General features: G+C 71.0%; 21 protein-coding genes and 1 pseudogene. 5 read left to right on the top strand and 17 right to left on the bottom strand.

The window, feature by feature from the left end; translation table 11 throughout:
• The 10 genes and pseudogenes from CLM62_RS40575 to CLM62_RS40530 all read right to left on the bottom strand — a co-directional run.
• A pseudogene (locus CLM62_RS40575) lies at nt 1–249 on the bottom strand (hypothetical protein); the annotation flags it as partial.
• Between the two features lie 5 nt (nt 250–254).
• On the bottom strand, nt 255–1127 hold the full coding sequence (locus tag CLM62_RS40570) for a carbohydrate ABC transporter permease (RefSeq protein WP_095754900.1): 873 nt from the start codon (nt 1125–1127) through the stop codon (nt 255–257).
• A complete protein-coding gene (locus tag CLM62_RS40565) occupies nt 1124–2068 on the bottom strand; it encodes a carbohydrate ABC transporter permease (RefSeq protein ID WP_095754899.1) in 945 nt (314 codons plus the stop codon). Before CLM62_RS40565 ends, CLM62_RS40570 begins: the two co-directional genes overlap by 4 nt.
• Nucleotides 2065–3348, bottom strand: a complete 1284-nt coding sequence (locus CLM62_RS40560; protein ID WP_095754898.1) for an ABC transporter substrate-binding protein — start codon at nt 3346–3348, stop codon at nt 2065–2067. Before CLM62_RS40560 ends, CLM62_RS40565 begins: the two co-directional genes overlap by 4 nt.
• A 128-nt stretch (nt 3349–3476) precedes the next feature.
• The gene (locus CLM62_RS40555) at nt 3477–4247 is read right to left on the bottom strand and encodes a cupin (RefSeq protein ID WP_257004374.1); all 771 of its coding nucleotides are present in this window, start codon (nt 4245–4247) and stop codon (nt 3477–3479) included.
• Entirely contained in the window at nt 4241–5164 is a 924-nt protein-coding gene (locus CLM62_RS40550; protein WP_095754897.1) for a PmoA family protein, read from the bottom strand. The genes CLM62_RS40555 and CLM62_RS40550 overlap by 7 nt, the downstream gene beginning before the upstream one ends.
• Nucleotides 5161–6276, bottom strand: coding sequence for a Gfo/Idh/MocA family protein (locus CLM62_RS40545; protein ID WP_095754896.1), 1116 nt, complete (start codon nt 6274–6276; stop codon nt 5161–5163). Before CLM62_RS40545 ends, CLM62_RS40550 begins: the two co-directional genes overlap by 4 nt.
• A gap of 146 nt (nt 6277–6422) precedes the next feature.
• Nucleotides 6423–7214, bottom strand: a complete 792-nt coding sequence (locus tag CLM62_RS40540; protein ID WP_095754895.1) for a class I SAM-dependent methyltransferase — start codon at nt 7212–7214, stop codon at nt 6423–6425.
• A 270-nt stretch (nt 7215–7484) separates the two neighbouring features.
• Nucleotides 7485–8237, bottom strand: coding sequence for a response regulator (locus CLM62_RS40535; RefSeq protein WP_095754894.1), 753 nt, complete (start codon nt 8235–8237; stop codon nt 7485–7487).
• Complete coding sequence (locus tag CLM62_RS40530; RefSeq protein WP_095754901.1) at nt 8234–9871, bottom strand: ATP-binding protein; 1638 nt, start codon at nt 9869–9871, stop codon at nt 8234–8236. The genes CLM62_RS40535 and CLM62_RS40530 overlap by 4 nt, the downstream gene beginning before the upstream one ends.
• Nucleotides 9872–10072: 201 nt before the next feature.
• Here CLM62_RS40530 and CLM62_RS40525 point away from each other — a divergent pair, with 201 nt between their 5' ends.
• From CLM62_RS40525 to CLM62_RS40515, 3 genes are read left to right on the top strand one after another with little or no spacing between them, the layout of a single operon-like run.
• Nucleotides 10073–11056 carry a tripartite tricarboxylate transporter substrate binding protein gene (locus CLM62_RS40525; protein WP_179382435.1) on the top strand — a complete coding sequence of 328 codons (984 nt, stop codon included), beginning with the start codon at nt 10073–10075 and terminating at the stop codon, nt 11054–11056.
• The gene (locus tag CLM62_RS40520) at nt 11053–11592 is read left to right on the top strand and encodes a tripartite tricarboxylate transporter TctB family protein (protein ID WP_095754892.1); all 540 of its coding nucleotides are present in this window, start codon (nt 11053–11055) and stop codon (nt 11590–11592) included. Before CLM62_RS40525 ends, CLM62_RS40520 begins: the two co-directional genes overlap by 4 nt.
• 1 nt (nt 11593) lies before the next feature.
• Nucleotides 11594–13087 carry a tripartite tricarboxylate transporter permease gene (locus CLM62_RS40515; RefSeq protein ID WP_095754891.1) on the top strand — a complete coding sequence of 498 codons (1494 nt, stop codon included), beginning with the start codon at nt 11594–11596 and terminating at the stop codon, nt 13085–13087.
• Nucleotides 13088–13141: 54 nt separating this feature from the next.
• Here the strand turns inward: CLM62_RS40515 and CLM62_RS40510 are convergent, their stop codons facing one another.
• The 4 genes from CLM62_RS40510 to CLM62_RS40495 are packed head-to-tail and all read right to left on the bottom strand — an operon-like array spanning nt 13142 to nt 16901.
• Nucleotides 13142–14407 (bottom strand): FAD-binding oxidoreductase, encoded by a 1266-nt coding sequence (locus CLM62_RS40510; protein ID WP_095754890.1) that lies wholly within the window; start codon nt 14405–14407, stop codon nt 13142–13144.
• Nucleotides 14404–15198: an amino acid ABC transporter ATP-binding protein gene (locus CLM62_RS40505; RefSeq protein WP_095754889.1), complete on the bottom strand. Its 795-nt coding sequence runs from the start codon at nt 15196–15198 to the stop codon at nt 14404–14406. The genes CLM62_RS40510 and CLM62_RS40505 overlap by 4 nt, the downstream gene beginning before the upstream one ends.
• Nucleotides 15195–15950: an amino acid ABC transporter permease gene (locus CLM62_RS40500; RefSeq protein WP_095754888.1), complete on the bottom strand. Its 756-nt coding sequence runs from the start codon at nt 15948–15950 to the stop codon at nt 15195–15197. The genes CLM62_RS40505 and CLM62_RS40500 overlap by 4 nt, the downstream gene beginning before the upstream one ends.
• Nucleotides 15951–15959: 9 nt before the next feature.
• Nucleotides 15960–16901, bottom strand: coding sequence for an ABC transporter substrate-binding protein (locus CLM62_RS40495; protein WP_095754887.1), 942 nt, complete (start codon nt 16899–16901; stop codon nt 15960–15962).
• A 198-nt stretch (nt 16902–17099) separates the two neighbouring features.
• Between CLM62_RS40495 and CLM62_RS40490 the strand changes: the two genes are divergently transcribed.
• Both CLM62_RS40490 and CLM62_RS40485 read left to right on the top strand, forming a co-directional pair.
• The gene (locus CLM62_RS40490) at nt 17100–18278 is read left to right on the top strand and encodes a sugar diacid recognition domain-containing protein (RefSeq protein WP_095754886.1); all 1179 of its coding nucleotides are present in this window, start codon (nt 17100–17102) and stop codon (nt 18276–18278) included.
• An 89-nt stretch (nt 18279–18367) separates the two neighbouring features.
• Complete coding sequence (locus CLM62_RS40485; RefSeq protein WP_095754885.1) at nt 18368–19552, top strand: flavin-dependent monooxygenase; 1185 nt, start codon at nt 18368–18370, stop codon at nt 19550–19552.
• 5 nt (nt 19553–19557) lie between these two features.
• Here the strand turns inward: CLM62_RS40485 and CLM62_RS40480 are convergent, their stop codons facing one another.
• The 3 genes from CLM62_RS40480 to CLM62_RS40470 all read right to left on the bottom strand — a co-directional run.
• On the bottom strand, nt 19558–20781 hold the full coding sequence (locus CLM62_RS40480) for an LCP family protein (RefSeq protein WP_095754884.1): 1224 nt from the start codon (nt 20779–20781) through the stop codon (nt 19558–19560).
• Nucleotides 20782–20810: 29 nt separating this feature from the next.
• Entirely contained in the window at nt 20811–22892 is a 2082-nt protein-coding gene (locus CLM62_RS40475; protein WP_095754883.1) for a bifunctional polysaccharide deacetylase/glycosyltransferase family 2 protein, read from the bottom strand.
• Between the two features lie 230 nt (nt 22893–23122).
• The coding region (locus CLM62_RS40470; protein WP_095754882.1) for a helix-turn-helix transcriptional regulator at nt 23123–24559 on the bottom strand (1437 nt) is incomplete at its 5' end.

Below are 24559 nucleotides of genomic sequence, written 5' to 3'. Positions count from 1 at the left end.
CGCCAGGGCGACGGCCCCCGCCGCCAGGTCGCCGGCCCGCAGCCGTCGCCGCAGCACCGCCAAGTACCGTCCGGCGGTGGCCGGTTGCCCCTCCCCCGCGCCCCGCAGCACCGCGCACGCGCTCGACAGCGCGGCCGGGACGGTCACCAGGGGCAGACAGGCCACGGCCGTGGCGAGGCCGACGCTCAGCATGTCGGCGAACAGGGTCATCCGGGGCCCGAAGACCTCGCCCGGCTCCCGTACGGCCATGTCCCTCACCCCTTGAGTCCGGAGCTGGCCATGCCCTCCACCAGGAAGCGCTGGAAGGCGAGGAAGAACAGCACGATCGGCAGCAGCGCGATCACCGACATCGCGAACATCGGGCCGAACGAAGACTGGCTGGAGGCGTCCACGAACGACCGCAGCGCGAGCGTGAGCGTGAACTTGTCCGGGTCGAAGAGGTAGATGAGCTGGGTGAAGAAGTCGTTCCAGGTCCAGATGAAGGTGAAGATCGCCGTGGTGATCAGCGCGGGCCGGGTGAGCGGCAGGACCACCTGGAAGAAGCTGCGGAAGGGGCCGCAGCCGTCGATACGGGCCGCCTCCTCCAGCTCGCGCGGCAGACCGCGCATGAACTGCACGATGAGGAAGACGAAGAACGCCTCGGTGGCGAGGAACTTCGGCAGGATCAGCGGCCAGTAGGTGTTCACCAGGCCCAACTGGTTGAAGATGATGTACTGCGGGATCAGGATCGCGTGGTGCGGCAGCATGATCGTGGCGATCATGAAGGCGAACAGCGGGCCGCGGAAGCGGAACCTGAGGCGTGCGAAGGCGTAGGCGGCGAGCGAGCAGCTGATGACGTTGCCGAGGACCGCGCCGCCCGCGATCAGCAGCGAGTTGGACAGCAGCCGCCATATGGAGACCTCGTTCACGCCCTCGAAGGCGGTCTCGTAGTTCGACCACTCCAGGTGGCTGGGCAGCAGGTCGAGGCTCGCGATGACCTCGTTCGCCGGCTTGAGCGAGGTGGCGAGCAGCCAGGCCAGCGGGTAGAGCATGACCAGCAGGGCGGCCAGGCAGCCGAGGTGCAGGGCGATCCGTCCCCAGGCGACGGGCTTGCGGGCAGCGGCGGTTGAGGCGGTGGTGGTGGTCATCGGTCCCCCTCGGACGCGTAGAAGACCCAGGAGCGCGACGTGCGGAACAGCACCGCCGTGACGACGCCGATGACGAGGAGCAGCACCCAGGCCATGGCGGAGGCGTAGCCCATGTGGGAGGCGACGAAGCCGCGGTCGTAGAGGTACATGGTGTAGACGAGGGTGGAGTCGGCGGGGCCGCCCTTGCCGGCGCTGACCGCGAAGGCGGGTGTGAACACCTGGAAGGCCTGGATGGTCTGGAGCACCAGGTTGAAGAAGAGCACCGGGGACAGCATCGGCACGGTGACGGACAGGAACTGCCGCCACTTCCCCGCCCCGTCCACGGCCGCCGCCTCGTACAGCTCGGCGGGTATCTGCTGGAGGCCGGCGAGGAAGATGACCATCGGCGCGCCGAACTGCCACACCGTCAGCAGCGCCACGGCCAGCAGCGCCCAGCCGGGCTTGTTGACCCAGCCGCCGGTGCCGAGCAGGTTGTCCACCGTGCCGCCGTCGTTGAAGATCGCCCGCCAGACGAGCGCGATGGACATCGAGGCGCCGAGCAGCGAGGGCGCGTAGAACGCGGACCGGTAGAAGGCCTTGCCGCTCTTCATGGACTTCAGGGCGAGCGCGACGACGAGGGCCAGGGCCAGTTGCAGGGGGACGGCGATGACGACGTACGTCACGGTCGTCACGACCGACCGCCAGTAGCGCGGGTCCTCGGTGAACATCTGCGTGTAGTTGCGCAGGCCCACCCAGTGGGGCGGGTCGAAGAGGTTGTAGTCGGTGAACGACAGGTACAGCGACACGGCCATCGGCAGCAGCGTGAGGACGACCGCGCCGAGGACCCACGGGGACAGGAACACCCAGGCGGCGCCCTCGCGTTCGCGCTTGGGGCGGCGTTTCGGGACGGTGGCGGGGCGCTTCGGTCGTGCGGTGGGTGCGGGGATGTCGGTGGTGGTCATGACCTCAGCTCCGCCTTCGCCTCGGTGACGTAGTTCTCGGCCGCCTCGCGGGGCGACATGCGCTCGTACGACACCTGGTCGTAGTCGCGCTGGAAGGTGGTCTGCAAGGCGTTGTCGCCCGAGGGCGGGGCCTGGGGCGGGTCTTTCAGTTTTCCTTCGAGGGAGGCCTGGTAGTCGGAGATGGTCTTGTCGAAGTCCTTCAGCTGCGGTGCCGTCTCCTCGCGGATGGTTTCGTTGACGGGGATGCCGCGGGTGGCGCCGAGGATCTTCGCCGCGTCCTTGTCGTTGAGGAGGAAGTCGATGAGCTGTGCCGCTTCCTTCGCGTGGCCGGTGTTGGCGGAGACGCCGAGGAACATGGACGGCTTGAAGTACTGGCCGGGCGTGCCGTCCTCGCCCGACGGCATGGGCGCGAGCGCGACACCGCTCGGGATGAGGGCGAGGTAACCGCTGGCCGGGGCGTCCCAGTTGGTGTCGGAGAGGGCCGTGCCGCGCCCGAGCGGGGTGTTCTCGACGGTGCCGTCGATCTGGGTGGTCTGCTCGGCGGTCGAGACGGCGCCCTCGCGGCGGAGCCTGTCGGTGAAGGTCCACCACTCGGTCAGGTCGTCGGCGGTGAAGCCGAGTCCGCCATCCTCGGTGTAGAGGGCCTTGCCCTGGCCGCGCAGCCAGACCTCGAAGGAGTCCTCGCTCTGGCCGGGGTCGGTGGCGCCCGGATTGCCGGTCTTCTTCGCCAGCGCACGCACGGCGTCGGCCCAGTCGCTCCAGGTCCAGCCCTGGCGCGGGAGTGGTACGCCCGATTCCTTCCAGGTCTTGACGTCGTACACGACGGTCTCGGTGCCGCGGCCCTGCGGGATCGCGTACTGCGTGCCCTCCACCCGGCCGGTGTCGAGCAGGCCCGGGTCGATCTCGGACGTACGCAGTACGGCCTTCTGCTGGGCGAGATCGAGCAGGACGCCCCCGGAGGCGTACTGGTCGATCTGGCGGTAGTCGAGCTGCATCACGTCGGGTGCGTCGCCGCCCGCGGCCTGGGTGGCCAGCTTCTGTTTGTAGGCGTCGTACCCCGAGAACGACGTCTGCACGGATATGTTCGGGTGCTGTTTCTCGAACAGGGCGACGGCCTGCTCGGTGCGCTCCGCGCGGTCGGGGTTGCCCCACCACGTGTAACTGAGCACGACCTTGCCGCCGCCCACCGAATCCCCGGATCCCCCGCAACCGGCCAGCACCGCACAGAGCGCTAGTGCGGCGGCCGTTGCGCAGAACCCCTTTGTCCTGTGTCCGGGCATGCCGAGGTCACCTCTTTCTCTCCTCGGACTTTCTGTTGACGCCCCCCTGAGCTCCCCTTGATCTCGCCTTGATCTCCCCCGGCGATTCTCCTCAACGCCCTTTGATCAGCCCCCTGTTCGGCGCGCCGCTAGTCGCCCCCGTACGGCAGCGTCGTCCCGGGCAGGTTGTACTCGTCCCGTCGGCCGCACATCCCGAAGCCGCCGAGCCTTGTGGGCGCGGCCTCGTACGCGGTCGCCTCGGCGAGATACGCCGGCTCGCCGTCCGCCAGTGCGTCGAGCTGGGCGCCGGTGCGTTCGGCGGTGGCCAGTGCTCCGGCCCGCCACAGCTCGCGCCAGTTCGGCACCTTGGCACGCACCAGCCGGGCTGCGGCACGCTGGAACTCGGCGTACGGGCCGTTGTCACCGGCGACGAGGGCCTCGCGCAGGGTCAGGTAGCCCTCGACGGCGAGGTCCCTGCGGCGCCGGGCGGCCGCCGCCGTCTCCTCTCCCCTGCCGGGCGGGAGCGTCGCCGCCGCCGCGTACCTCTCGGGGTCGGCGAGCACCTCGGGCGGGAAGGTGAAGATGGCGTCCCCGGCCTCGGGCAGGCCGCTGTTCTGCATCAGCACGGTGATGCGCAGATCGCCGCCCTGGACCATGCGGTGCACGGTCCCCGGCGTGAACCAGGCGACCGAGCCCGCCTCCAGCGGGATGTCCCGGTAGCCGTCGGGGCTCAGCGTCTGCACCGCGCCGCGGCCCCCGGTGACGACGTACGCCTCCGTGCACACCAGATGCAGATGCGGACTGCCGCCGCACACGCCGTCGGCGGCCTCCCAGTCGTACGCGCTGAGGTGGGACAGGCCTACGGCGCCGGGCAGCGGGTGCGGGAGCGTGGGCTTCACGGCTGCGGGGTCGTTCACCACGGCAGGCCCTCCAGGTACGTGCCGACACGGTCGCGGTCCCAGGCGCCGTCGGCGACGACGACCCGGTAGCGGTAGCCGAAGGACTCGCCCGGGGGCAGCTCGAACTCCTCGAAGAACGCCCAGGAGAACGCGACCGTCGGGAACGGCTCGGAGCGCACGAACCAGTGCGACTCGTGGACGGCCGCCTGCTCGTCGAGGTTCTCGGGGGCGTGCGAGAAGACGAGCGTGGAGTGCCCGTCGACCTCGTCGTGTTCGGTGGTGAACGCCAGCCAGGGCCCCTGGGAGCCCATCAGCTTCTCGGCGTCGGTGTCCGGGGCGAAGACGGTGCCACCGGTGAAGTCGCGCGGCCCGCGCCACTGGAGTCCGGTGTAGCCGGCCATCTCGCGGCCCGCGGTGGTCGGGGAGCCGAAGGCCAGTGGTGCGTCGCGGATGTTGGTGAGGCGGATCGACCAGTCCAGGGCCCAGGCGCCGGCCGCCTCGTCGACCGAGTGGACGGCGATGTCCCGTACCTCCCGCGCCCACTCCTGACCGCCGTTCTCCACCCAGGTGAGGTTCTCGGTGAAGGCCAGCCGGTCGTCCTCGACCGTGAACGCGGAGAAGCCGTCGTGCCGCATCGAGCCGACCCGCTCGGGCAGGCGCAGGTACCCCTCGCCGTGGACGTAGCAGTTGCCGCCCCAGAAGTTCTGGCCGGACAGATGACTCGCCGTCATCTGCAGACCCTTGTGCCAGCGGTGGTCGTTCGGACGGTAGCCGGTCACCGTGCGCCCGGCGAGGGTGCGCACCGGGTGGGCGTAGGGCTTGCGGGCCTCGAAGGCGTCGGGGTCGGGGCGGTAGACGTAGCGGAGGATCTCGGTGCCGTCCGCGGCGCTCACGGCGATGTCCTCGCCGTGCGTGTGACGGACGCGGATGGTGCTCATGCGCTCTCCTTGGGGGCCCAGTCGGGGTGCTCGCCGTGCATGGACGGGTAGAAGGGGTCGCCGGGTCCGATCTCGCCCGCGTGCACCGGGGCACCGGTGAACGCCGCTTTGTAGAGGGCGGCGGCGAACTCGAGGGTGGCGCGGGCCTCATGGCCGCTGTTCGGTGGCCTGACACCGTTGTCGTACGCGTCCAGGAGGGCGCCGAGTTGTGCCGTGTGCGAGCTGGGCACGTCCGAGGCGGGGGCACGCCAGGCGGCGGCGCGATCGGAGGCCACGTGCGGGGCCGGGGTGTAGACCCAGTCGTCGTTGCGGTGCCCGTACAGGTGGGTGAGCTCGACCGTGGCGTCGGCACAGTCGATGCGGAGGCGGCTGACCTCGTCCGGGGAGAGCACGCTGTTGACCACTGTGGCGAGGGCGCCGTTCTCGAAGCGTACGAGGGCCGTGGAGACGTCCTCGCTCTCGGTGTCGTGGACCAGGCGCGCGGCCATGGCGCGCACCTCCGTCCACGGGCCGAGCAGGTGCAGCAGCAGGTCGTACTGGTGGATGCCGTGTCCCATCGTCGGCCCGCCGCCCTCGGTGGACCACTTTCCGCGCCAGGGCACGGCGTAGTAGGCGGCGTCCCGGTGCCAGGTGGTCTGGCAGTGCGCGACCAGCGGGGCGCCCAGCTCACCGCTCGCGATCAGGTCGCGGGCGTGGACGGCGCCGGAGCCGTAGCGGTGCTGGAAGACCACGGACGCGTAGGCCCCCGAGGCCTCCTCGGCCGCCGCGATCTCGTCGTACTCGGCGAGCGACAGGGTCAGCGGCTTCTCGCACAGCACCCAGGCGCCGGCCTTCAGCGCGGCCACCGTCTGCTCCCGGTGCAGGGACGGGGGCGTGCCGATGAGGACGAGGTCGGGGCGTACGGCGTCCAGCATGGCGTCCATCGACGTGTACCCGGCGACGTCCTCGCCCGCGAGTTCCCGGAACTGGTCGAGCCGGTCCTGGTCCACGTCGACGGCGGCGACGAGCGCCACCCGGTCGGCGTTTGCTCTGAGGGCGGGCAGGTGGCTGCCGCTGACGATGGCGCCGGTGCCGACGACGGCGACCCGGCGACGGGCTGGGAGCGGGGGCATGCGGTTCTCCTGGGACGGCTCGGACACGCAGAAAGCGCTTGCTCTCAGAGAGCGACCCTAGGCGGCAACCGAATGTAAGGACAACCCCCCGAGCAGGGATAGAGGAAAGGCTTCCCCCGAACCTCCACGGCTCGGGGGGCCGGCCGTCAGTTGGCGCCGACGTCGTCGCCGTGCGTGACGCGGATCTTGGACTGGCCGTGGGGGAGTTTCTCCCAGTCGTCCATGAAGCGGGCCCGCAGGCCGTGCCGCTCGGCCAGGGCCACGAGCGTCTCGGTGCGGTAGTAGAAGTCCTCCCGCAGGACGTGGTGTTCCTCGCCCTCGGTGCGGTCGAAGGTGAAGTCGAACCAGCCGCCCGGCGCGAGCACCCGGCCCACGTTGGCCAGGCACTCCTCGATGACGGGCAGCGGCGAGTGGGAGAAGACGCTGTGCGCGTGGACCACGTCGAAGCGGGCCTCGGGGAGGAATCGCAGCGTCAGGTCACGCACCGGGGTCAGCGTCGGGAGCCGCTGTTGCAGGTCCATCTCCACGAGGGTGTCCTGCGCGGCGAAGAGGATGTCGGGCGAGATGTCGATGCCGTAGTAGTGCCCCGGCTCCAGGTGCCGGATGAACCGCCAGCCTCCCCGCAGGTTGCCGCAGCCGATCTCCAGCATGCGGTGCTCGGGGCGCAGCCCGTGCCCGAGCAGGTAGTCGAACTGCATCGCCCCGAGGGCCAGCCAGCGCTCACGGTTGCGGCTGCCGACCGCCGCGTCCGGGTCGGAGCGGGTGTCGGAGCGCATCACGGCGCGGTAGTAGGCGATGTGGTCGGTGTGCCGGTGACGCAACCACATGTCCCGGGCGGCGCGGGCCAGATGGCTCGGTACCCGGCCGGGGTGGCGTACGGCGTAGGTGATGCGGTGGCCGAGGGCGGCGCGGTTGGCGGTGAGGTTCTTGGCGGACATGCGGCCTTGCCTTCCTGAGTTTCGTTCGCCGAGCGGCGGCGGGCTGCTAACAGCCTGAGTACAGGAGAGGACCGCCCGACTCGGCCAATCGGCGCCGGTCTGTACGCGGATCGTGTACCCCCGTATCCGCCGATCGGGTGATGTGGTCGGTCGTCCGTGGCGTTGGGCAAGGGAGGGGGAACACGCCGATCCGGACGAGCGCCGGCTGGTGACGGTCGTGCACGTCGCGTTCTTCCGAGGGGCGGCGCCCGGCGCCGTACCTACGCGACGCTAAGCCCGCGCTTCCCCACCCGGCCGGAGCCCCGTCGGCTCCCCGCGGAACCGGTAACGGCGCTCGGGCCGTCCCGCCATTCCGTAGCGCAGGGACACGTCGGCGCTGCCGATGGCGTGGAAGTGCTCCAGGTAGCGGCGGGCGCTGACGCGGGAGACGCCGGCCAGGGTCGCGCACTCGGCGGCGGACAGGGAGCCCTCCGCGGAGCGCAGCGTGCGTTCGATCAGCTCGGCGGTCTCCACGCTCATGCCCTTGGGCAGCGTGCCGGCGGCCGATGCCGGTACGGCCGCTCCGGCCAGCACCCGGTCCACGTCGGCCTGGCTGCGGACGACGGCGGTGAGCAGGCGGCCGCGCTGGACGGCGTAGCGCTCCAGGCGGGCGCGCAGGTCCTCGAAGTCGAAGGGTTTCAGGAGGTAGTCGACCACGCCGTGGCGGGCGGCGCCGCGCACCGCCTCCGCCTCCCGGGCGGCGCTGATGACCATGACGTCGCAGTCGTGGCCCGCGGTGCGCAGCCGGGGGATGACATCCAGGCCGAAGACGTCCGGCAGATACAGGTCGAGCAGGACGAGGTCGGGGCGCAGCGCGTCGACGGCGTGGGCCGCCTGCTCGCCGGTGTGGGCGACGCCGACGACCCGGAACGGCTCGACGCGTTCGACGAAGGTGCGGTGGACTCTGGCCACCATGAAGTCGTCGTCGACCACGAGCACGTCGATCGCGTCGGCAGCACCCGACGTACGGGACACAGCGGTCATCGTGGCGCTCCTTCCGCCACCGCGTCGGTGAGGTGGCTGACGGTCATGCGTGCGGTGAACATGGCCCCGTCCTGGGTGTTGGTCACCGAGATCTCACCTCCGTGACGCTCGCAGACCAGCCGCGTCAGCGCCAGGCCGATGCCACGCTCGCCCTCCTGCGCGGCCTTGGTGGTGAAGCCGTGCGAGAAGACCTCCCGGGCGAGTTCCGGCGCGACGCCGGGGCCGGAGTCGCGGACCACGATCTCCACGCTGGAGGCGTCCTGGCGGAGTTCGACCTCGACCCACCGTTCGCCGTCGTGCGCCGCGGCGTCGACGGCGTTGTCCACCAGGTTTCCGACCACGGTCGCCACGTCGGCGGCGTCCTGAGGGGTGAGCCGGTCGAGCGCGGTGTCGTCGGAGATCCGCAGACTGACCCGGCGTTCGGCCGCGAGGGAGGCCTTCGCCATCAGCAGGGCGGCGACGGCCGTGTCGCGGACGCGGCGGCTGAGGGAGACGTCCAGGGACTGGCGGCGCTGGTTGAGCGCGCGGATGTAGCGCACGACCTCGTCCTGCTCGCCGATCTGGATCAGTCCGGAGATGGTGTGCAGTTGGTTGGCGAACTCGTGGGCCTGGGCGCGCAGCAGTTCGGTGGAGCTGCGGAAGGAGCCGATCTCCCGCTCCAGCCGGGCCAGTTCGGTGCGGTCCCGCAGGGTGGTGACGCTGCCGAGCGGGCGGCCGTCCTTGGCGACCGTCATCCGGTTCATCACCAGCACCCGGCCGTGCCGGACGACGACCTCGTCGCGCCGGCCGGCCGTGCCCTCCCGGTCGCCGGCCAGCACGTCCCGCAGCCGTCCCTCGATGCCGAGTTCGGCGAGGCTCAGGCCCACGCAGTCCTCGGGCAGGTCGAGCAGGCGCCGGCCCATCTCGTTGGCCAGGGTGAGCCGGTGCTGCGGATCCAGGGCGATCACGCCCTCGGCGATGCCGTACAGCATCGCCTCGCGGTGCTCGGCCAGTCCCGCGATCTCGCGCGGTTCCAGGCCGAGGGTCTGCCGTTTGACCCGCCGCGCCAGCAGCCAGGAGCCGGCCACACCGAGTCCGCTGGCGATGCCCAGGTAGGCGAGCAGGTACGAGGAGGCGCCGCTGAGGCGCTGCCACACCGTCGGGTCCGCCTCGCCGATCATCACCGTGCCCAGGTGCTCTCCGAGGTTCTCCTGCGTCGCGCCGAGCACGGGCACCTGGGCCACGAGTTCGCGGCTTCCGTCCAGCCGCAGCGAGCCGGACCAGCCCCGGCCCTCGGCCGCGCCCTCGCCGAGAGGCAGCGGGTCGCCGGTCACCGTGGGGTTCGTGGAACTGACGATCCGGCCGTCGGCGTCGGCCACCGTCACCGAGGTGACCCCGGACTGCGTCTGCATGGAGTTCACCAGCGGGGCCAGCGCCTCCCGCGGCAGGGGTCGCGTGAGCTGACTGCGCACCAGGGGGTTGGCGGCCAGCTGTTCGGCCAGGGCCGCGACCCGGCGGCCCTCGACACGGTTGAAGGTCGCCTCCGACTGGGCGAGGGAGACCGCGGCGACGGCCGCCAGCACCACGACGACGATGGCGAGCTGGAGCAGCAGCATCTCGCCGGCGAGGGTCTGGCGACGGAAAGTGGCGGTCACGGCCGCCATCATGGCGTCCACCTGCGGTCAGGGAAAGAGACGTACAACCACCCGACGGTCCGGTGGTCACAAAGACCACAACCTCCGTTGCTTCCGCAAGCGGGACACATCGTTAACGTGCGGGCAACATGTGGCCCACATCACCCTCCCCCACAGGGCCTCCCCGTACCTTCATCGACGTACCGACAGGTGGTGGCACTCGTGCGCCTGCGCACCCCCCTCGCCCTGTTCGGGGCCGCCGTGCTCGTGCTCGTAGGACCTCCGCTGCTCACGAGCGGCAGCGGCGCCGACACCGGCACACAGATCCCCGGCCTACGCTTCATGGTCCCCAACACACCCGGCGGCGGCTACGACATCACGGCCCGCACCGCCGCCAAGAACGCCGAGGACGCCGGACTCACCCACAACATCGAGGTGTTCAACCTGCCCGGCGCCGGCGGCACGGTCGGCCTGAGCCGGCTGGTGAGCGAGCACGGCAACGGCAAGCTCGCCATGTCCATGGGCCTCGGCGTCGTGGGCGCCGTCCGCTCCAACGACGCGCCGAAGACCCTCGCGGACACCACCCCGATCGCCCGGCTCACCGAGGAGCAGGACGTCGTCGTGGTCGCCAAGGACTCCCCGTACAAGACCATCGACGAGCTGATCGACGCCTGGAAGAAGGATCCCGGCAAGCTGCCGGTCGGCGGTGGCTCCTCCCCGGGCGGGCCGGACCACCTCGCGCCGATGCTGATGGCCCAGGCCGCCGGGATCGCCCCGAAGCAGGTCAACTACATCCCCTTCGACGGCGGCGGCGAGCTGCTCGCCTCCATCCTCGGCAGCAAGGTCGCCTTCGGCGTGTCCGGCGTCGGTGAGTACCTGGACCAGATCAAGGCGGGCGAGCTGCGGGTGCTCGCGGTCACCGGCCCGGAGCGGGTCGACGAGCTCGACGCGCCCACGCTGATGGAGTCCGGCTACGAGGTGGACTTCACCAACTGGCGCGGCATCGTGGCCCCGCCCGGTCTGTCGGAGGCCGAGCGGGACAAGCTCACCGCCCTGATCGAAGAGCTGCACGACTCGCCCGAGTGGCAGCAGTCCTTGAAGCAGAACGGCTGGGACGACGCGTTCCTGACCGGCGAGAAGTTCGGCGCGTTCCTGGACGCCCAGGACAAGCGCGTGGTTTCGGTGCTGAAGGAGCTGGGACTGTGACGACGCAGACCACCGACATATCCCCCGCGCCTTCGGCCGACCGCCGCTCCTGGCTGCGCGAGCACTCCGAACTCGGCGTGTGCGTCCTGCTGCTGGCGCTCGGCGTGCTCGTCCTGACCGACGCGCTCACCATGGACGTCGACATCACCCAGCGCGGTCCGGTCGGCCCGAAGACCGTGCCGATCGTGGTCGGCATCGGGCTGCTCGTCATCGCCGCCCTGCTCGCCGTCGACGTCCTGCGCGGCGGCCGCGGCCAGGCCGAGACGGGCGAGGACGTCGACCTGTCGGAACCGGCCGACTGGCGTACGGTGCTGCTGCTCGCCGGGGTCTTCCTCGGCACGGCCGTCCTCATCGAGCCACTCGGCTTCCCCATCGCGGGCGCCCTGCTGTTCTGGGGAGCCGCCTTCGCGCTCGGCAGCCGCCGCGTCGACCGGGACCCGCTGATCGCGGCCGTCCTCTCCCTCGTCACCTACGTCGTCTTCAACAACCTGCTCGGAGTGCCGCTGCCCGGCGGTCCGCTGATGGGAGTGCTGTGACATGGACGCCCTCAACTCCCTCATGGACGGCTTCGGTACGGCTCTGACCCCGGTCAACCTGCTGTGGGCCGCCCTCGGTGTGCTGCTCGGCACCGCGATCGGCGTGCTGCCCGGCATCGGCCCCGCGATGGCGGTCGCGCTGCTGCTGCCGGTGACGTACGGGCTCGATCCGATCGCCGCGTTCATCATGTTCGCGGGCATCTACTACGGCGCCATGTTCGGCGGCTCGACGACGTCGATCCTGCTCAACACGCCCGGCGAGAGCGCGGCCGTGGTCGCGGCCATGGAGGGCAACCCGATGGCCAAGGCGGGGCGCGGCGCACAGGCGCTCGCGGCCGCCGCCATCGGGCACTTCGCGGGCGGCCTGATCGGCACGATCCTGCTGGTCGCGCTGGCGCCGACGGTCGCCGACCTGGCGGTGGACATCGGTGCGCCGGACTACTTCGCCATCATGGTGCTGGCGTTCATCGCGGTGACGTCGGTGCTGGGTTCGTCGCGGATCCGTGGTCTTGCGTCCCTGCTGATCGGTCTGACGATCGGCCTGGTGGGCCTTGACCAGATGACCGGGCAGCAGCGTCTGACCTTCGGTTCCCTGCAACTCGCCGACGGTATCGACGTGGTGATCGTGGCCGTCGGCCTGTTCGCGATCGGCGAGGCCCTGTGGGTCGCGGCGCATCTGCGGCGCAGCCCGGGCGAGCCGATCCCGGTGGGCCGGCCGTGGCTGGGCCGCGCCGATGTGAACCGGACCTGGAAGTCGTGGCTACGCGGCCCGTTCATCGGGTTCCCGTTCGGCGCGATTCCGGCGGGCGGCGCCGAGATCCCCACCTTCCTGTCGTATGTCACCGAGAAGCGCCTGTCGAAGCACAAGGACGAGTTCGGCAAGGGCGCCATCGAGGGCGTCGCGGGACCGGAGTCGGCTGCTTCGGCCTCGGCGGCGGGCACGCTGGTGTCGATGCTGACCCTCGGCCTGCCGACCACGGCGGTCGCGGCGGTCATGCTGGCCGCCTTCCAGCAGTACGGCATCCAGCCGGGGCCCTTGTTGTTCGAGCGCGAACCCGACCTGGTGTGGGGCCTGATCGCCTCCCTGTTCGTCGGCATGGTGCTGCTGCTCGCGCTCAACCTGCCGCTGGCGCCGGTGTGGGCGAAGCTGCTGCGCATCCCGCGGCCGTATCTGTACGCCGGGATCCTGTTCTTCGCGGCGGTCGGCGCGTACGCGGTCGGCGGCGAGGTCATCGACCTGGTGATCCTCCTGGTCATCGGCCTGATCGGGTTCGGCATGCGGCGCTACGGCCTGCCCGTTCTGCCCGCCGTCATCGGGGTCATCCTCGGCCCGAACGCCGAACAGCAGCTCAGGCGCTCCCTGCAGATCAGCGACGGCAGCGTGACCGGGCTGGTGAACACGCCGTTCGCGGTGACCGTTTACGCGGTGATCGTGGTGCTGCTGGCCTGGCCGCTGCTGAAGAAGCTGGTGACCCGGGGCCGCGCGGAGGCCTGATCCGTCCGCCGGGGAGCGGGACGTCCGTGCGTCCCGCTCCCCGGCGGCGTCCGCTCAGTGGCGCAGCCGGTCGAAGCGGAACGGCGCGAGGGCCTCGGGGCGGCGGCCGGTGAGGACGTACTCGGTGAGTTTGTGGCCGGTGACCGGGCCCAGGGTGACGCCGAGCATGCCGTGTCCGGTGGCCACGAAGGCGTTGTCGTGGTCCGGAACGCGGTCGATGACCGGGAGCCCGTCGGGGAGGAAGGGGCGCCCGCCGACCCAGGGATCGCGGATCAGTCCGACCAGGTCGTCCGGGTCGTCGAACCAGCGGCCCAGGTAGTGCCGGCTGGCCAGGGCGACGGCGACGACACGGCGCCAGTCGAGGCGGTTGTTGTTGCCGCTGAGCTCCATCGTGCCGCCGATGCGGGTCGTGCCGCCGATCGGTGAGGCGACGGCCCTGCGCTCGCCGAAGTACAGCGTGTGCCGGGGCGCCGGATCCAGATCCACCGAGAAGCTGTAGCCCTTGCCCGCCTGGAGCGGCAGGGCGTGTCCCAGCGAGCCCAGCAGGCGGGAGGAGCGCATACCGGCCGCGATGACGACGGCCGCGCAGGGAATCTCGCCCTGCGTGGTGCGCAGCGCGGTGACACGGCCCCCCGAGGTGCGCAGCCCGATGGCCTCGACGTGCTCATGGACCTTCACCCCCGAGGATGCGAGCCTCTCGCCGAGCCCGAGGGCGAACGCCTCCGGGTCGACCACGCCCTCCCCCTCGACGAGGTACGCCGCACGCACCGAGGACGACAGCGCGTCGTCCAGCAGACGGGCCCCGTCGCCGGTGACGACGTCGTCGGGCAGTGGGTAGCGGCCGTCCGCCATCTCCCGCTGTACGGCGAAGTGGTGGCGGGCCTCGGCCGGTGACAGGAAGGCGTGCACCATGCCGGGACGGGTCAGGGTCGTGTCGACTCCGGCCTCCCGCAGCCCGTCGAAGAGGTCGAAGGTGGCGTGGTTCAGCTCGGCGATCGCCGCGTAGCCGCGCCGGAAGGCGGCCGGGGTGCTGCTGCGCCAGAACCGCCACAGCCACCGTACGAAGGCCGGGTCGGGCAGGGGCCGTAGATACAGGGGCGAGTCGGGGCGTCCCAGCGAACGCAACGCGTACCGAACGACGCCGGGAGCCGGGACCGGCGTCGAGTGGCTGAGGCAGACCCAGCCCGCGTTGCCGCGGGACGCGCCGGAGCCCAGGCCGCGCCGTTCGACGACCTCCACCGGGAGGCCCGCCTCGGCCAGGTAGTACGCGGTGCACAGTCCGACGACACCGCCCCCGACCACCACCACGGGGGCGGTCATGACGCCGGCTCGTACGAGGCGAGGAACTCCCGGGTGCGAGCCTGGACGGGGTTGTCGAGGACGTCCCGCGGGGGTCCCTCCTCCACGATCCGGCCGCCGTCGACGAAGACGACGTGGTCGGACACCTCGCGGGCGAAGGGCAGTTCGTGGGTGACCAGCAGCATCGTCATTCCGTCCGCGGCGAGTTCCCGCATCACGGCCAGAACCTCGCGGGTGGCCTCCGGGTCGAGGGAGGAGGTGGGCTCGTCGAAGAGCAGCACCTCCGGCTTGAGCGCGAGTGCCCGGGCGATGGCGACGCGCTGCTGTTCTCCGCCGGAGAGCCGGTCGGGCTGGGCGAGGCCGCGGTGTGCGACGCCGACCCGGCGCAGCAGCGTGACGGCCCGCTCCAGCGCCTCCTGTTCCGGCACGCCTGCCCTGCGCTGGGCCAGGACGACGTTCTCCACGGCCGTGAGGTGCGGGAAGAGGTTGAACCGCTGGAAGACCATGCCGACGGTGCGGCGCAGCCGGGGCAGGTCGCGGCAGACCGTGCGGCCGGCGCTGTGCACGACCTCGCCGGCCACCTCGACCGTGCCCCGGTCGGGGCGTTCGAGCAGGTTGACGCAGCGCATCAGGGTCGTCTTGCCGCCGCCGCTCTGCCCGATGACGCTCACGATGCGGCCGCGGTCGACCTCCAGGTTCACGTCGTCGAGCACCAGCCGGCCGTCGAAGGACTTGCTCAGCCCTTCGATCCGTACGACCGCGTCGGTGGGGGCCTCGGTGACGGCTTCCGCCGTGGTGACGGGCTCGGTCATACCGCCGCCTCCTTCCGCTTGATGTCCGCACCGGGGTCGGCGGCGAGCAGCTGCCTGGCTGCCCGTACCCGCCGCCGTCGCCACGGGGACAGGGGAATGCCGGCCCGTACCTTCCTCTCCAGCAGCAGAAGGAGTTGGGAGAGCGGGTAGCACAGGGCGAAGTAGATGGCCGAGATGACCAGGTACACCTCCAGCGCCCGGAAGGTGGCCGAGGTGATGAGCCGGCCCTCCGACATCAGCTCGGCGGCGGAGACGGTGACGAGCAGCGAGGTGGACTTCAGCAGGTCGACCAGCATGGTGTTGGTACCGGGCAGGGCCTGCCGGACGGCCTGCGGCAGGACGACCTGGGCGAAGATGGCCGCCCTGCCGAGGCCCAGCGCCTCGCCCGCCTCGGTCTGTCCGGCGTGCACTCCGCTGATCGCGGCGCGGAAGATCTCGGACAGGTAGGCGGCGTAGAAGACGACCAGGCTGAGGCATCCGGCCGTGAACACGTCCAGCCGGAGTCCGGCGGAGGCCAGACCGAAGTAGGTCAGGAAGATGATGGCCAGCAGCGGGACGTTCTTGAACACCTCGGTGTAGACGGCGGCGACGGCCCGGGCGGGCCATGCCCTGCTCAGCCGGAGCAGCGCCACCGCGAGGCCGAGGAGCACCGCGCCGACGAAGCTGACGACGGTGTAGGAGACGGTGCGCCAGAGCGCGTCGATCAGGTCGGACCGGTAGTCGGCCCAGGGGACTTGGAAGAGACCGGACATGTCATCCCCTCACTGGCCGAGCTGACCGACGGACGGCGGAGTCCAGTCCTGCGGCCGGTCCACGCCGCGGCGCGCGGTGGCGACGTCGGCGGACGGCTCGAGGAACTGCTCGGGGTCACCGCCGTACTTCTCGACGAGCTTCGCCATCTCGCCGTTTTTGTACATGGCGTCGATCTGCGCGGAGATCGCCTTCTCCAGCTCGGTGGCCTTCTTGGGGAGGTAGAAGCCGGTCTGGTACGGCTGGAAGTACTGGTAGTCGGGCTTCGCCTTGACCTCGGCGGCGGTGGGCGGTGTCAGGTACTGGGTGCTGATCTTCAGCTCCGGGCGCTCCTTCTGCGCGGCGATGATGATCAGCGGATCGAGGAAGCCGACGTCGACGCGGCCCGCGCCCAGGTCGTCGAAGACTCCGGTGGCGTCCGGGTAGGCGTGGAGTTCGGCGCCGGGGACGGCCTGGATGGACTTGACCCAGACGTAGCCCTCGACGGTGCCCAGGTTCAGGCCCTTGAGGTCGTCGACCGTCTTGTACGTCTTGCCGCTGCGGACGGCCATCGCCGGGGGTGAGTAGTACGGCGGGTCGGTGAACAGCCCTTGTTTCTGCCGCTCGGCGGACCAGGCGACACCGCCGATGGTGATGTCCACGCGTCGGGACTGCACTCCGGCGAGCATGCCGGCGAAGTCGGTGACCTGGGGCTTGATCTGGAGGTCCAGCTTCTTGGCGACATAGGTGAGGATGTCGCCGTCCAGTCCGACGATCTTGTCGCCCTGGACGCTGGTGTAGGGCGCGTACGGCTGGACGGCCACCTTGATGACACCGGGCGTGAGCGTGCCCAGGGCGGCGGTCTTCGCGGAGACGTTCTTCGGTTCGTCGTCGCCGCCGGAACCGCAGGCCGCGACCGAGGAAAGCAGCAGTATTGCCGACAAAGCGGATATGAGGGAACGCGCACGGGTCATGGCTCGGGCCTTCCGTAAGGGCGCTGAAGGTACCCGCCGTTTCACCGCGCTGTGCCCCCGGCGGGGATGTGATTGGGGCCATACGCTAGAGATCGGCCTGTCGCCAGTCACCGTTCACTTCGTACCAAGTTGTGGCTGATATCGCTCGATCCCCTGTACGGTGCGTCCAACCCGGCCACCCGCGACGGGAGGAACACCGTGCTGAGCCCGTCACTCGCGCAGGAGATCGCCGGGGACACCTCCGCCGTCATCGGCTTCAACGTGCTGATCACCGATGCGGAGGGCATGGTCATCGGCAGCGGCGACACCAGCCGGGTCGGTACCTTCCACGAGGCGTCCGTCGAGGTCGTCCGCACCAAGGAACCCGCCACCCACAGCACGTCACAGGCCCGGCAACTGCGCGGGGTGCGCCCCGGGGTCACCCTGCCGCTGGTCACCGACGGGCAGGCGGTGGGCACCGTCGGGATCACCGGCGCGCCCGCCCGGGTACGCCGCTTCGGACTGCTGGTGAAGCGCCAGACGGAGATCCTGCTGAGGGAGTCCGTCATGCTGCGCTCCCGCCTGCTCTCGGAGCGGGCGGCCGAAAAGCTGCTCGCCGACATCGCCTCGTACGATCCACAGGTCGTCGAGGGCGACTTCCTCGTGTTCCGGGCCGCCGAGCTCGGCTTCGACCTGCGGCTGCGGCGGGTCGCGGTGGCGTTCGAGGTGAGCGTGCCCGGCGCGGCGGCGCGGCGCCAGGGCGCTCCCACCCAGGACATGGCACTGGTTCGCTCGGAACTGCTGCGCACCGTCCGCGAGGTCTTCGCCGATCCCCAGGACATCGTGGCCGGCACGGCTCCCGGATGGATCGGCGTCCTGCACCGGCTTCCGGCCCGGCGTCCCATGGAAGCCGTGGTCGCCGACTGCCGGCGGGTCGCCGATGTCATCGCGGCGCAGGACTCTCTCGCCGCCCGCGTCGGCATCGGTGAACCGGCGGACTCCGTCGGCGGACTGCACGACTCGTACCAGGACGCCTGCGACGCCCTCCGCCTGGGCGGCCGCCCGGCGGGGGCCTCCCCCGTCCACCTGATCACCGATCTGCGGGTCCACCAGGTCCTGGCGGCGGTGCACCAGTCCGCCCGCAACCGCCTGCTCGACCTGACCACCGCGGACCTGCGCGCCCAGCCGGACTGGCCGGCGCTGCGGGACACGGTCATCGCCTGGTGCGAGAGCGGGTTCAATCTCGTCCGGGCGTCCGCGGCCCTGCACATCCATCGCAACACCGTCGTCTACCGGATGAACAAGATCGAGCAGATCACGGGCCGTCCGCTGCGCGACCACCGAGCCGCCCTGGCGCTCTATCTCGCCTGTCTGGCGGATCGGCTGGGCGGCCACTGAGAGGCCGTAACTCGCGTCGTTGCAGGGGGCGTTGACACGAAAGGGCGATCCGCGTCACGGTGAGGGCCCGTCGTGCCCGGAGGTCGTCCATGGCTCCGTCGTCAGCGCCCCGTTCCGATGCCGACATCGTCGAACGCCTGCGGGCGCTCCGTCCGTTCATCCGCGAGCACGCGCTGCGCGCCGAGCAGGAGAGGCGGGTGACGAGCGAGGTGGCCGCGGCGCTGACGGACGCGGGGATCCACCGGATGAACGTCCCCCGGCGGTACGGCGGCTACCAGTCCCGATTACGGACGCAGGTCGACGCGGTGGCCGAGATCGCCGCCGGCTGCGGCTCCACCGCCTTCAAGACCGTGATCCAGGCGGGCTGTTCCTACATCGCGGCACTCTTTCCCGACGAGGCGCAGGACGAGATCTTCACCAGCCCGGACGTACGGGTCGGCGGCACCCTCATCCCGGACGCCACCGCCGTCGCTACGGACTACGGCTACGTCGTGAGCGGCACCTCGGCCTTCGCCACCGGCTGCCATGACGCCGACTGGCACCTGCTGACCGCCCGGGTCGAATCCGCCGACGGCCCGCCAGAGGTGCTGTGGACGGCCGTGCCCATGGCAGAGCTGGAGATCCTCGACGACTGGTACGTCTCGGGGCTGGCGGGCAGCGGCAGCAACAGCGTGGTCGCCCGTGACGTCGTCGTCCCCGCTCACCGCGTCCTGCCGGTCGGTCCCCTGCTGGGCGGGGAGTTCCCGTCGAAGGCCAACGCGGACGATCCCTTCTACCGGATGCCCGTCCTGCTGCTGTTCTGTGCCTGGACGGCGCCGAACGCGCTCGGCCTGGCGCCGGCGGCGCTGACGGAGTTCACCGAGCGGATCCATCGCCGGGGCATCACGTATACCTTCCACGAGCGGCAGCACGAGGCGGCCGTCACCCATCTGCAGGCGGCCGAGGCGGCGATGAAGATCTCCTGCGCCGAGTTGCTGACCACCGAGTTCGTGGCCCTGATCGAGTCCCGGGCCGAGTCCGGCGAGCCCTACACGGTTCAGGAGCGGGCGAAGATCCGGGCGCAGAGCGGCTATGTGACGCGGCTGTGCAAGGAGGCCGTCGATCTGATCGGGTCCGCCTCCGGGGCGTCCTCCCTGCGCCAGGAGGTGCCCGTCCAGCGGGCCGTGCGCGATCTGCACGCCCTGAGCCTGCACTCCTTCGTCAATCCCGCCACCAATCTGGAGTTGTACGGCCGGGTCCTGTCGGGGCTCGATCCGGGCACGCCCTTCCTGTAGGCCCGTCACTTCCGCTGTTCGCCTGTCACCGGCCGGTCCTCCCTCAGCTGACCGAAGAGCTGCCGGGCCCGGTCCGCGTCCCAGCGCACGGCGCTGCCCTTGGGGGTGGAGAAATTCGGGTCGGAGACAGGCACGTTGAGCTGTCTGCCGCCGCCGGAGGTGACCTTCCGCATGGCCTGGAACAGCGACATGAGCTGCGGCAGGCCGGTGTCCTCGTCCACGACGAGCGTGTCGAGCCCCGCGGAAACGGTCGGGACGGACTTGGCCGGGTTGAGGAGCGTGCCCGGTGTGGCCGCCTTCCCGGCGAGCGCGGCCAGGAACTTCTGCTGGTTGCGGGTTCGGCCCAGGTCGCCCTCGGCCTCCTGCTTGCGCTGCCGGACGAACGCCAGCGCCTCGGCTCCGTCGAGGGTCTGGCAGCCCTTGCTCAGGTTCGCCCCCGACGCCTTGTCCTTGACGGGCCGGTCCAGGCACATGTCCACGCCGCCGACCGCGTCCACCACGCCGACGAAGCCCGCGAAGCCGATCTCGGCGTAGTGGTCGATGTGCAGTCCGGTGTTGCGCTCCACGGTCTCCACGAGCAGTTCGGGGCCGCCCAGGGAGAACGCGGCGTTCAGTTTGTCCGGCTCGGCGCGGTAGCTCCTGCCGGTGTAGGGATCGACGTACGGCGGGATGGTCACCCAGGAGTCGCGCGGCAGGCTCATCATCGTGGTGCCGGCCGCACCGGTGTGCAGCAGGATCATCGAGTCCGTGCGGCGGCCCTCGGCCGAACCGGTGCGCAGGTCCTTCCTGTCCTGCTGGGACAGTCCCTCGCGGCTGTCGGAGCCCACGACGAGGTAGTTGGTCCCCCTGCCCTGCGGCACGCGGCCGGCGAGCGTGTCGAGGTTCACCTCCTGGTCGAGTCTGGTGTCGGCCCAGACGTACGTGCCGACGCAAGGGGCGATCAGCGTGCACAGCAGGAGGATCCCCAGGCGCACGATCCGGCGGCGCCGGGTGGGTCGGGGCCTGGGCGATCTGCTGCCCCGGTCGGGGGCCCCGGCCCGGCGTGCGCGGGCCGGGTGGCCCTCGCCCGTGCGGCCGGGCGGGGCGGGAGAGGCCATGCCGGGCAGCGGCGCGGTGCGTATCGAGGGCGGGGGTGCCGTGGGCATTCCCCGCCCCGTGATGACGCGTGCCGGCTCTGCCCTGCCCTCGCTCCGGTCGTCGCCCGCCGGGCGGTCGGTCCAGTCGTCCATCGGCGTGTCAGTACCTCAGCGCATCGGGATCACCTCGTCGGCACGCTCTTATACGGCGCCGGGCCGCCGATCTGTTCAGCGGCCGTACCGGAACGTTTCATGCGCTGCCACTTCAGCCGGCTGCCGAGCAGCAGGGCGACCACGGACTGGATGACGACCAGGTACATCAGCTGCCGGTAGGCGATGATCTGGAACGGCATCGACCACAGGGACCACCGCCGCTCGCCGTCCAGCCTCAACGCGTAACCGGCGCTGACCATCTGGAGGCCGAGGAAGGCGAACCACACCCCCGCCGACGTCAGTGGATCGAGGAACAGCACCCCGTACAGGGCGTAGACGTCGATGACCGGCGCGAGCAGCGGAAGGACGACCTGGAAGAGCGCGATGTAGGTCAGTCCCCGTCGGCCGAAGCGCCCGGCCGTGCCCGTGTCGAGGACGGCACGCCGGTGTTTCCACATGGACTGGATGGTTCCGTAGCACCAGCGGTAGCGCTGTCGCCACAACTGGCGCAGGCTGGTGGGCACTTCGGTCCAGGCGACGGCGGACTCCTCGTAGAGCACCCGCCAGCCGGCCCGCCACAGGGCCATCGTGAGGTCGGTGTCCTCGGCGAGGGTGTCGTCGCTGACCCCGCCGACCGCCAGCAACGCGTCCCTGCGGAACGCCCCGATGGCTCCGGGAACGGTCGTCATGCACTCCAGGACCTCGAACATCCGGCGGTCGAGGTTGAAGCCGAAGCAGTACTCCAGGTGCTGCCACTTGGCGAGCAGCCCCCGCCGGTTGCCGACCTTGGTGTTGCCGCTGACCGCGCCGACCGCCGGATGCGCCAGCGGCTGGACGAGTTGATGGACGGCGTCCGGTTCGAAGACGGTGTCGGCGTCGACCATGACCACGATGTCGTGCCGCGCCACGGCCAGCCCGGCGTTGAGGGCGGCGGCCTTGCCCCCGTTCGGTTTACGGATCACCTCCACCCGCGGGTCTGAGATGCTCGCTGCGATCTCCGCCGTACGGTCCGTCGACCCGTCGTCGATCACGACGATCTGCAGGTCCGGGTGCGTGGAGTCGAGCAGCGACAGGACGGTGGACTCGATGCCGGCCTCTTCGTTGTACGCCGGGACGAGCACCGTCACCGGTTCCGTCACCTGCCGCATCCAGGGCGCGCCCGGCCGGAAGCGCTCCAGCCGGCGGACGTGGGCGCGGGCGAAGAGGGCGAGCAGCCCGAGGCGCAGTACGCCGAGACCGCCCGCGATGCCGAGGATCCACGTCATGGTGTTCGAGAAGGTGCGCCCGAGGCTCGTGGTCCAGAGGAGAGCGGTGCCCTGCCATCGCTCGACGGTCGACACGGGTGTGTACGGGGTGAGGTCGAGTCCGTCCGACACCGTGGTGAAGCGCTCGACACTCCGGTTGTCGAGCAGCTTCTTCGTCTCCTGGTACGCGATGTCCGTCTGGCTGAACTGGCGGACCAGCCCCTGCGCCGGCTTCCGGGAGCCCTTGTCGGCGGCGACCAGCACATAGCCACGGGCGGCGGCCTGGCTCGCCGCCTTCCACTCCCGGCCGCACAGTGTGTCCGGCGAGGTGGTCCGCGGCATCCGCAGCAGCGTGGTGTGCACGTCCGCGGCGCCCGCCAACGCCGTCTGCGTCAGGTCGAGTTCGGTCGAGAAGCGGATCGGCGACGCCTCACCGAGGACTGCGCCGGTGTAGGTGTGGGAGCCGATCTCGTGGCCCTCGGCGCGGATCCGCCTGACCAGTTCCGGATGGCGGGCGGCCTGGGAGCCGTAGAGGAAGAAGGTGGCGCGCGCCTGGTGGCGGCGCAGCAGGTCGAGCAGGCGTGGGGTCCACACCGGGTCGGGGCCGCCGTCGAAGGTGAGCGCGACGGTGCGGGCGGGCATGGAGCCGGTCTGTATGCCGTTGCGGTTGATCCCGACGACGGGGCCGTTGCCCTCCGCCACCGCGTCCGGTGCGGGTGAGGTGCAGGGCGACCGTGTCTTCGCGGCGTCGACCTCGTGGTCGGTCCAGCCCTCGAAGAGCAGGACCGCGAACATCGCGGGAAGGACGAGTATCAGTAACAGCCAGTGACCCCGCGGATCGCGGGACTGTTTGTGCCGGCCCTTCATGTGATGTCGGCCCTCCTCCCGGGAGAGGCACCACGAGAGGCACAAGTGGCGTGCCGCGCAGCCGAGTTGACTCTTCTCCCGTCGAGGCCACCGGAACGCGGTGAGCGATGTGACGTCTGCTTGAGTGGGCTCGCGTTACGCATGGGGCGCGAGTGTAGTTACGACGTTTCCGTTACGTGGCAACAACAACGATTCTCACAGGGGAGCGTCTCCGTCGCCCCTGCCGTCCGCTAGCCGGAGAGCGCGTCGGCGAGTTGGCGGCGGGAGGTGATGCCCAGCTTCTTGAAGATGTTGCGCAGGTGGGCGTCGATCGTCCGCGGGCTCAGGAACAGCCGGGCCGCGATCTCGCGGGAGGTGGTGCCGGTGGCGGCCAGTCGGGCGATGTTGAGTTCGTGCGGGGTGAGCCGGTCCGTCGAGTCGGGGGTGACGCGTCTCACGCGTTCCCCGGTGGCGCGCAGCTCCGCGCGGGCCCGGTCGGCGAAGGCCCCGGCCCCCAGGGCGGACAGCTTCTCGAAGGCCACCCCCAACTCCTGCCGTGCCTCCCGGCGACGGCCCTCCCGGCGCAGCCACTCGCCGTACACCAGATGCGCCCGCGCCAGGAACGTACCGATTCCGCAGTCGGTGAAGTGGCCGACGGCCGCGCGGTAGTGGGCCTCCGCCGTGGCGCCGTCCGCCTCCAGCAGCGCGGCGGCGTACGACCTGACGCCGAGGGCGAAGTCCGTTCCGGCGGCGGTGGTCCGGTCGTCGAGCGTCCGGAACGCCGCCTTCGCCCTCTCCGGCTCGCCGCACCGGACGGCCGCCTCGATCAGCTCCGGCAGGGCGAGTCCGGCGACCGGCAGATCTCCGTGGGCGCTCGCCCGCTCGGCCGCGGCCAGCGCGGCGGGATAGTCGGCGAGGCCGTTGTGCAGGATCGCCGTCGCCCAGTCGGCGAACACGGTGAGCAGGCCCTTGTCCCGGTCGCGGGCCTCGGCGCGGGCCTCCTCGATCAGTGCGGTGGCCTCCTGCTTCCTGCCGCGCAGGGCGGCCAGGTGCAGACGGGTGTTCCGGTGCGGCGCCGCACCCGTCACGCCGGTCAGGGTCTCCTCCTCGCTCATCATCGACACGGCCGCCGCCATGTCACCGTGGTGGATCGCGCCGGCGCTCAGCAGTGCCAGGCTCACGGTCACGGTGGTCAACGAGCCCTCCTTGCGGGCCTGTTCGAGGCGGCGGGTGAGGACGCCGGTCGCCAGGCCGATGTCCCACAGGACGACGGACAGCATCGCGGCGAGCGTCAGCCGCTTCGTCCACATCTCGTCGTCCGCCTGCTCGAGGAGCCGGCGCAGTACCGGCACGCTGTCCGGTTTCCCGTCCAGGCAGCCGAGCAGCGCGTCCAGCAGCTCGTCGGTGGTGGTGGGCGTCCGGGGAGCCGGGGGCGCCGAGCGGGCGGCGGCGACGGCGAGCGCCATGCCCTGGCCGGCCTGTCCGCTGACGAGCGCGGCCTGGAGGGCGTCGAGGACGTACTCCCGGGCGGTACTCGGTTCCACCGGGGCGATGCGCTGAGCGGCCCGTACGAGGAGGCGCACCGCCGCGTCGCCGCCGCTGCGGAAGTACTCCGCGCGGCCGCGCAGCAGGTCGGCCCGTGCGCGCAGCCGGTCGTCGAGGGGCTCCGCCTCGGCGGCGGCGATCAT

Source organism: Streptomyces sp. SA15, assembly GCF_002291145.1.
GTDB lineage: Bacteria > Actinomycetota > Actinomycetes > Streptomycetales > Streptomycetaceae > Streptomyces.
The sequence above is the reverse complement of the archived record's forward strand: the minus strand, read 5'-3'. Positions and strand labels throughout refer to the sequence as shown.

Bases quoted from the DNA above. Each gene is read 5' to 3' on its own strand.
- CLM62_RS40535 (WP_095754894.1), bottom strand. From the start codon at position 8,237: ATGACCGCTGTGTCCCGTACGTCGGGTGCTGCCGACGCGATCGACGTG.
- CLM62_RS40515 (WP_095754891.1), top strand. From the start codon at position 11,594: ATGGACGCCCTCAACTCCCTCATGGACGGCTTCGGTACGGCTCTGACC.
- CLM62_RS40495 (WP_095754887.1), bottom strand. From the start codon at position 16,901: ATGACCCGTGCGCGTTCCCTCATATCCGCTTTGTCGGCAATACTGCTG.
- CLM62_RS40560 (WP_095754898.1), bottom strand. From the start codon at position 3,348: ATGCCCGGACACAGGACAAAGGGGTTCTGCGCAACGGCCGCCGCACTA.
- CLM62_RS40550 (WP_095754897.1), bottom strand. From the start codon at position 5,164: ATGAGCACCATCCGCGTCCGTCACACGCACGGCGAGGACATCGCCGTG.
- CLM62_RS40500 (WP_095754888.1), bottom strand. From the start codon at position 15,950: ATGTCCGGTCTCTTCCAAGTCCCCTGGGCCGACTACCGGTCCGACCTG.
- CLM62_RS40545 (WP_095754896.1), bottom strand. From the start codon at position 6,276: ATGCCCCCGCTCCCAGCCCGTCGCCGGGTCGCCGTCGTCGGCACCGGC.
- CLM62_RS40475 (WP_095754883.1), bottom strand. From the start codon at position 22,892: ATGAAGGGCCGGCACAAACAGTCCCGCGATCCGCGGGGTCACTGGCTG.
- CLM62_RS40570 (WP_095754900.1), bottom strand. From the start codon at position 1,127: ATGACCACCACCACCGCCTCAACCGCCGCTGCCCGCAAGCCCGTCGCC.
- CLM62_RS40565 (WP_095754899.1), bottom strand. From the start codon at position 2,068: ATGACCACCACCGACATCCCCGCACCCACCGCACGACCGAAGCGCCCC.
- CLM62_RS40505 (WP_095754889.1), bottom strand. From the start codon at position 15,198: ATGACCGAGCCCGTCACCACGGCGGAAGCCGTCACCGAGGCCCCCACC.
- CLM62_RS40485 (WP_095754885.1), top strand. From the start codon at position 18,368: ATGGCTCCGTCGTCAGCGCCCCGTTCCGATGCCGACATCGTCGAACGC.
- CLM62_RS40540 (WP_095754895.1), bottom strand. From the start codon at position 7,214: ATGTCCGCCAAGAACCTCACCGCCAACCGCGCCGCCCTCGGCCACCGC.
- CLM62_RS40510 (WP_095754890.1), bottom strand. From the start codon at position 14,407: ATGACCGCCCCCGTGGTGGTGGTCGGGGGCGGTGTCGTCGGACTGTGC.
- CLM62_RS40480 (WP_095754884.1), bottom strand. From the start codon at position 20,781: ATGGACGACTGGACCGACCGCCCGGCGGGCGACGACCGGAGCGAGGGC.